Annotated in this window: 7 protein-coding genes; 4 read left to right on the forward strand and 3 right to left on the reverse strand. The window is 63.2% G+C overall.

The genetic code is table 11. From position 1 onward, the window contains the following. The first annotated feature begins 98 nt into the window (after positions 1–98). On the forward strand, positions 99–2,240 hold the full coding sequence (locus LB568_RS28415; RefSeq protein WP_013895982.1) for a sodium-translocating pyrophosphatase: 2,142 nt from the start codon (positions 99–101) through the stop codon (positions 2,238–2,240). Between the two features lie 91 nt (positions 2,241–2,331). Here LB568_RS28415 and LB568_RS28420 read toward each other — a convergent pair whose 3' ends face one another. The 3 genes from LB568_RS28420 to LB568_RS28430 form a co-directional block, all read right to left on the reverse strand. Continuing rightward, positions 2,332–3,324, reverse strand: a complete 993-nt coding sequence (locus LB568_RS28420) for a glycosyltransferase family 2 protein (RefSeq protein WP_013895981.1) — start codon at positions 3,322–3,324, stop codon at positions 2,332–2,334. Between the two features lies 1 nt (position 3,325). Then, on the reverse strand, positions 3,326–3,871 hold the full coding sequence (locus LB568_RS28425; RefSeq protein WP_140571369.1) for a dTDP-4-dehydrorhamnose 3,5-epimerase family protein: 546 nt from the start codon (positions 3,869–3,871) through the stop codon (positions 3,326–3,328). A 157-nt stretch (positions 3,872–4,028) separates the two neighbouring features. Next, the gene (locus LB568_RS28430; RefSeq protein WP_013895979.1) at positions 4,029–4,544 is read right to left on the reverse strand and encodes an outer membrane protein assembly factor BamE; all 516 of its coding nucleotides are present in this window, start codon (positions 4,542–4,544) and stop codon (positions 4,029–4,031) included. Between the two features lie 114 nt (positions 4,545–4,658). On the opposite strand from LB568_RS28430, the gene LB568_RS28435 reads away from it, so the two are divergent. The 3 genes from LB568_RS28435 (at position 4,659) to plsX (ending at position 6,936) form a co-directional block, all read left to right on the forward strand. Beyond that, complete coding sequence (locus LB568_RS28435) at positions 4,659–5,207, forward strand: ubiquinol-cytochrome C chaperone family protein (RefSeq protein ID WP_013895978.1); 549 nt, start codon at positions 4,659–4,661, stop codon at positions 5,205–5,207. Continuing rightward, positions 5,204–5,752 carry a YceD family protein gene (locus LB568_RS28440; RefSeq protein WP_224731863.1) on the forward strand — a complete coding sequence of 183 codons (549 nt, stop codon included), beginning with the start codon at positions 5,204–5,206 and terminating at the stop codon, positions 5,750–5,752. Before LB568_RS28435 ends, LB568_RS28440 begins: the two co-directional genes overlap by 4 nt. Before the next feature lie 113 nt (positions 5,753–5,865). Further along, a complete protein-coding gene (plsX, locus tag LB568_RS28445; RefSeq protein WP_224689833.1) occupies positions 5,866–6,936 on the forward strand; it encodes a phosphate acyltransferase PlsX in 1,071 nt (356 codons plus the stop codon). The last annotated feature ends 56 nt before the right edge of the window (positions 6,937–6,992 follow it).

Genomic DNA, 6,992 nt, shown 5'->3' on the forward strand with positions numbered 1-6,992 from the left:
ACCGCTGCGAAGAGGCGGATTCCGTTCGCGGATCCGGTCTTTGTCTCAACGGCCCAGGGAGGGGTTCTTTTGGGCCATCAATCGAGGAAAATCCGGCAATGACAATTATTTCCGCCGTCATCGCCTGCGGTCTGCTTTCTGTCCTTTACGCCATCTGGGCGACACGTTCGGTTCTCGCGTCCGATCAGGGCAATGCACGCATGCAGGAAATCTCCGCCGCCATCCGCGAAGGCGCGCAAGCCTATCTGGCACGCCAGTACACAACCATCGCCATCGTCGGCGTGGTCGTGCTCGTGCTCGCCTGGTGGCTGCTTTCCATCACCGCCGCGATCGGCTTCCTGATCGGCGCCGTGCTGTCGGGCGCCGCCGGCTTCATCGGCATGCATGTTTCGGTGCGGGCCAATGTGCGCACGGCGCAGGCAGCCTCCAACAGCCTGGCCGCCGGCCTCGACATCGCCTTCAAGTCGGGCGCCATCACCGGCATGCTGGTCGCGGGCCTCGCCCTGCTTGGCGTCTCGATCTACTATCTCATCCTGACCCACTTCATGGGCCTTGAGCCCAACGACCGTATCGTCATCGACTCACTGGTCTCGCTCGGTTTCGGCGCGTCGCTGATCTCGATCTTCGCCCGTCTCGGCGGCGGCATCTTCACCAAGGGCGCCGACGTCGGCGGCGATCTGGTCGGCAAGGTCGAAGCCGGTATTCCCGAGGATGATCCGCGCAACCCGGCCACTATCGCCGACAATGTCGGCGACAATGTCGGCGACTGCGCCGGCATGGCCGCCGACCTGTTCGAAACCTACGCGGTGACGGTCGTCGCCACCATGGTCCTCGGCGCCATCTTCTTCGGCGGCACCGCCATCCTGGGTGCCGCGATGCTCTATCCGCTCGCTATTTGCGGCGCCTGCATCCTGACCTCGATCGTCGGTACCTTCTTCGTCAAGCTCGGCTCCAACGGCTCGATCATGGGCGCGCTCTACAAGGGCCTGATCGTCACCGGCCTGCTGTCGATCGTCGGCCTCGCCGTCGCCACCTCGGCAACGCTCGGCTGGGGCGAGGTCGGCACCGTCGCCGGCATGACCATCACCGGCAAGAACCTGTTCATCTGCGGCCTGATCGGCCTCGTGGTGACCGGCCTTATCGTGGTGATCACCGAGTACTACACCGGCACCAACAAGCGCCCGGTCAACTCGATCGCCCAGGCGTCGGTGACCGGCCATGGTACCAACGTCATCCAGGGCCTTGCGGTCTCGCTGGAATCGACGGCGCTGCCGGCAATCGTCATTGTCGGCGGCATCATCTCGACCTACCAGCTCGCCGGACTCTACGGCACGGCGATCGCCGTCACCACCATGCTCGGTCTTGCCGGCATGATCGTCGCGCTCGATGCCTTCGGCCCGGTCACCGACAATGCCGGCGGCATTGCCGAAATGGCTGGCCTGCCCAAGGAAGTGCGCCACTCCACCGACGCGCTCGACGCGGTCGGCAACACCACCAAGGCCGTGACCAAGGGCTACGCAATCGGTTCGGCCGGCCTTGGCGCGCTGGTGCTGTTCGCCGCCTACTCGAACGACCTGAAGTTCTTTGCCGCCAACGGCGACAAATATCCTTACTTCCAGGGCATGGGCGAAATCTCCTTCGACCTCTCCAACCCCTACGTGGTCGCGGGCCTCATCTTCGGCGGCCTGATCCCTTATCTGTTCGGCGGCATCGCCATGACGGCCGTCGGCCGCGCGGCGGGCGCCATCGTCGAGGAGGTGCGCAAGCAGTTCCGCGAGGATCCGGGCATCATGGCCGGCACCTCCAAGCCGAACTACGCACGCGCGGTCGATCTTCTGACCAAGGCGGCGATCCGGGAAATGATCATCCCGTCGCTGCTGCCGGTGCTGGCGCCGCTCGTCGTCTATTTCGGCGTGCTGCTGATCTCGGGTTCGAAGGCGTCCGCCTTCGCAGCTCTCGGCGCTTCGCTGCTCGGCGTCATCGTCAACGGCCTGTTCGTGGCCATCTCGATGACTTCGGGCGGCGGCGCCTGGGACAACGCCAAGAAGTCGTTCGAGGACGGTTTCACCGACAAGAACGGCGTCAAGCACCTGAAGGGCTCCGAGGCACACAAGGCCTCGGTGACCGGCGATACAGTCGGCGATCCCTATAAGGACACCGCCGGCCCGGCGGTCAATCCGGCGATCAAGATCACCAACATCGTCGCCCTCTTGCTGCTGGCCGTGCTCGCGCACGGCTGAGCGGCCGGCGTTTTGAAATGAAGATCCGCGGTGAGCGATCCCCGCGGATTTTTATTAGGAGCGGTTTCTCGCCGGAACGAATGGTTTTGGCTTAGCTGTCCTTGGCGGCGGCATCCTTGCGGTCGCGATAGAACATCAGCATCTCGTCCACGCCCGGTTCGCGCTCCGGCATTGGCGCGAGGCCGCGTATCTCGCGCAGCCGGGCGACAAAGGCGCCGCGTCCATGCTTGTGGCGAAAGGACCGGGCCCTGGGATGGATGCCGCAGGCAGCCAGGACCCTACGCCTGAGATAGGTATATCGGCTCGAGCGGGGCGCTTCGGCCGTGGCAAGGACCGTCGCACGCAGGGCGTCCGGCATGTGCATTGCGTCAAGGAGTTCCTCCTGCTCCGTCGCCGTGTCGCCGACATAGCTGCCCTTGCGGGTGCCCGAATGCAGCTTGAGCACGGTCAGATGGGGCATCGTCGAGATGAGTGCGCCCTTTCGCCAGGCCCGAAACAACCAGTCTTGCGATGATTCGCAAAAGCACTGGCTGGCCGGACGCCAGGGTCCCAATCGGTTCAACGATGCCCGCCGCACGATCTGCGCCGACCCAAACCCGGTCGTCGAAGCGGGATCGTAGAAGCCGTCCTTGCCGATCCCGAATATCGAGTTCTTGACAGGCTTGCCATCAACCGGCGGCTCGACAACGACACCGCGCGCGATCACCACGTCGGCATTGGTCGCGTCGATCCATCCCGTGGTCGCCGCGAGATGGTCGGGAAACCAGAGGTCGTCATGGTTGAGCAAGGCGACGAACCGGCCGCGCGCCCTGGCAAAGCCGATGTTGTTGGGGCCTGATTGTTCGCCAAAATTGACCGGCAGGTCGACATAGAGGATGCGCGGATCGCCAAATTCGCCGACGACGGCTGCTGTGTCAGGGCGGCAGGCGTCGCCGATCACCAGAATTTCAAAGTCCTGCAAGGTCTGGGCCAGCACACTCTTCAACGCCTGTCGCAGCGCGGCGGGCCGGTTGTGCGTGGCAATCACCACCGAGACGAGCGGCGCGTTCCACCCGGTCGCATCGGACTGGCCCGGTTGCTCCACGCTACACCAGCTTGTAGGGGATGTGTTCGGTGTCCGGCGGCAGGCGCCAGTGGTCCGGCGCGTCATAGGCATAGGCCTTGTCGACCAGATTGAGCAGCATGGCCGTCTCCGGCCCGAGCGCGGTCACACCGTGCCACACGCCCGGCGGGATGATGACAATCGCCGGGCGCAACGCACCGACGATCTTGTGCCAGACGGCGCCGAAACTGGGGGAGGCCTTTCGGCCGTCATAGAGCGATATGCGGACACTGCCGGCACAGCAGAACAGCCGATCCAGCGTCACATTGTGTGCGTGCCAGCCCGTCACCGCGCCGGGATACATCGTGCGCTGAAACACCTGGCCGACGGGCAATTGATCGAGCTCCCACTCGTCCCGGAAGACCTCGGTCAAATAGCCGTTGGACGTTGCGACCGGCCGAATTTCCTTGATCCTGACGCCATCGATCGTTGGTGGGTCGATGGCAAGCCAGTCGGATGTCACGGTTTGACGGTCAGGCGAACCGGTGGCCATCCAGCCATCCGGCCTTGCATGATCATTGCCACTCATTTCGAAGCCCCCAGCACCGGCAGCTTTGATAGGGTTTCGCCCCATCGCTGGCAAGCCGGACCGTCCCTGACCAAAACAAAAACCCGCAGGATCGCTCCCGCGGGCTTTTGGTCGCCTGAGATGGTGCTGCCCTCCAAGGGAAGGCAGGATCTGAAGATCAGGGAGTGCCGCCGCCGGGAATGCCGGGCGCCAGCTTGCTGGCGCCGTTGATGATCTGGCTGAGGAAGTTCTGGTCCTTGCCGCCGGTCGGCGTGGTGCGCGAGATGAAGTCGAAAATCTTGCCGTCCTTCATCCCGTAATTGGCGATCTGGGTGACGCGGCCGTCATCGCCGAAATAGACCGCCAGCACTTTCTGGTCGATCAGTCTCGGCTTGTCGAAGGCGACATAACGTTTGCGGGTTTGCGAGATGTAATAAAACGCCTCATTGTCGAAAGTGGCCGTGGTCGACGGCGTGCCAAGCGCCAGAAGCACCTGCTCGCGGCTGGACCCGACGGGCACCGAATCGACCGCCTGCTGGTCGTAGACATACCCTTGCGTCAGCGTCTCGCTCGGGCTGAGATCGCCGATCATCTTGCTGGTGTGGCATGCCGACAATGCCGAAACGACAAGCAGCAGCGAGATCGCGCCGGCGGGCCCGGAAGTGAAGGTCGACTTGAAATTCAGCGCGCGCAACAACAATTCTCCATTACATCGCCGCAACTTGCGCTGGGCCGCAAAACCGGTAAACCAGCTTGCTTGCCGTTGCAACAAGGCCAATTCAACAAACGGTCCCCGGAGACCATCCCCATGTTCCAGCGCCTTTTTGGCCGCGAACGCCACGCCAACCGCGCCATCACCGACGCGCTTTACGCACAAATCGTGGCGGCGGCGCGGCAGACTGCATTTTATTCCGATTTGAATGTGCCGGATACGCCACTCGGCCGGTTCGAGATGCTTTCGCTGCACATGTTCCTGTTCCAGCATCGGTTGCGCGGCGAGGATGGCGTGGGCCAAGAGGTCGCGCAGGTGCTGATCGACGAGTTCTTCCTAGACGTCGATCATTCGCTGCGCGAACTGGGCATTGGTGACGTCGGTGTGCCCAAACGCATGAAGAAACTGGCCAAGATGTATTATGGCCGCACCGCAGCCTATGACGATGCGCTGGAGAGAAACGATCACGACGGGCTGACCGCGGCACTTGCCCGCAATATCCAGCCCGATGCCGGCTCGTGGCCGCAGGCATCGCAACTGGCCAACTATGTCGCCGACGCCCGTCGGCAACTGGCCGCGCAGCCGTCCGAATCAATCGTTTCCGGCACGGTGTTTTTTCCGCTCGCAAGCGAGGTTGATCGATGAAACATGCCGATCCGCAAAGCCCGGTTTCCTTCCGCGCAAATGTCGCCCGTCTGCCGCACAAGGGGCTGCCCGTAGTGATCGACGCCGACGCGGCGCAGCGCGCCGCGCTCGCCGAGCAGCACGGGCTGCTGTCCGTCGAAGCCTATCGCGCCGAACTCATGGTCGTCTCCTGGAAGCGCAATGGCGTGAAGGTCAGCGGCCGTGTCGAGGCCGACATCACCCAGGCCTGCATCGTCACCCTCGAGCCCGTCGAGGCCCATATCGATGAGCCGGTCGAGGCACTGTTGCTGCCCGAGGACTCCAAGCTTGGACGGCAGGGGTTCGAAGGCGGCGGCGAAATACTGCTCGATGCGGACGGGCCCGACAGTCCCGAAACGTTTTCCGGCGACACCATCGATGTCGGGGCTCTCGCCGAACAGTTCTTCGGCCTGGCGATCGACCCCTATCCGCGCAAGTCGGGCGCAGCGCTGGATGCCGCCGGCGATACCGAACCGGAGGAGAATGAATTTCAGCAAAAACTGCGATCCTTGCTGGGAAAATCCTGAAAACCGCGACGGCGACGGAAAAGTCGGTTGTGTGAAAACCCAAAACCGCTATTTTCGCCGAACCTTTGCGGCCACTAAAGCGACCTGCCGCATAACCGTGAGATGAATACCGCGTGATCAGGATTTCCATCGATGCCATGGGCGGCGATCACGGACCAGCCGTGGTCATTCCGGCGCTCATGACGGTCGCGACCCGCCGTCCCGACATCCGTTTCGTCATCTACGGGCGTGAGGAGTTGGTGCGTCCCGAACTGGCCAAATTTCCCAAACTGGCCGAGGTCAGCGAGTTCATCCACTGCGAAATCGCGGTCAGGATGGATGACAAGCCGAGCCAGGCGTTGCGCCATGGCCGCTGGAAGTCGTCGATGTGGAAGGCGGTCGAAGCGGTCAAGTCGGGCGCCGCGGACGCCTGCATCTCCGCCGGCAACACCGGTGCGCTGATGGCTATGTCGAAATTCTGCCTGCGCACCATGGCCACCATCGATCGCCCGGCGATCGCGGCACTGTGGCCGACATTGCGCGGCGAAAGCGTGGTTCTGGACGTTGGCGCCACCATCGGGGCCGATGCGCACCAGCTCATTGATTTTGCCATTCTGGGCACCGGCATGGCGCGCTCCGTTTTCGGCATCGCTCGGCCGACGGTTGGCCTGCTCAATGTCGGCGTGGAAGAGATCAAAGGCCAGGAAGAAGTCAAGGAAGCGGGGCGCATGCTGCGCGAGGCCAACATGGCCTCGATGAACTATCATGGCTTCGTCGAAGGCGACGACATCGGCAAGGGTACGGTCGACGTGGTGGTGACGGAAGGCTTCGCCGGCAATATCGCGCTGAAGACGGCCGAGGGCACCGCGCGCCAGATCGCAGGCTATCTTCGCGCCGCCATGAGCCGTACCCTGATGGCCAAGATCGGCTACGTCTTCGCCAAGGGTGCCTTCGATCGGCTGCGCGAAAAGATGGATGTCGGCCGCTCCAATGGCGGCGTTTTCCTGGGCTTGAACGGCATCGTCGTCAAAAGCCATGGCGGTGCTGATTCGGACGGGTTCGCCGCCGCGATCGAACTCGGCTATGACATGGTCCGCAACAATCTGCTCGACCGCATCGAGGCCGACCTGGACCTGTTTCATGCGCGCAACCCGCATGCCCTGACATCTAGGAAATCCGACGTCGTTATCGACGCGAAGGAATAGGAAAGAACTTTGATCAGATCAGTCGTGGGGGGGGGGGGGGGGGGGGGGGGGGGGGG

Origin of the sequence: Mesorhizobium sp. B263B2A, assembly GCF_020165775.1 — a bacterium.
Taxonomy (GTDB): domain Bacteria; phylum Pseudomonadota; class Alphaproteobacteria; order Rhizobiales; family Rhizobiaceae; genus Mesorhizobium; species Mesorhizobium opportunistum.

Coding starts and splice junctions, on each gene's coding strand:
- LB568_RS28415 (WP_013895982.1), top strand. CDS start 99: ATGACAATTATTTCCGCCGTCATCGCCTGCGGTCTGCTTTCTGTCCTT.
- LB568_RS28425 (WP_140571369.1), bottom strand. CDS start 3,871: ATGAGTGGCAATGATCATGCAAGGCCGGATGGCTGGATGGCCACCGGT.
- LB568_RS28435 (WP_013895978.1), top strand. CDS start 4,659: ATGTTCCAGCGCCTTTTTGGCCGCGAACGCCACGCCAACCGCGCCATC.
- LB568_RS28440 (WP_224731863.1), top strand. CDS start 5,204: ATGAAACATGCCGATCCGCAAAGCCCGGTTTCCTTCCGCGCAAATGTC.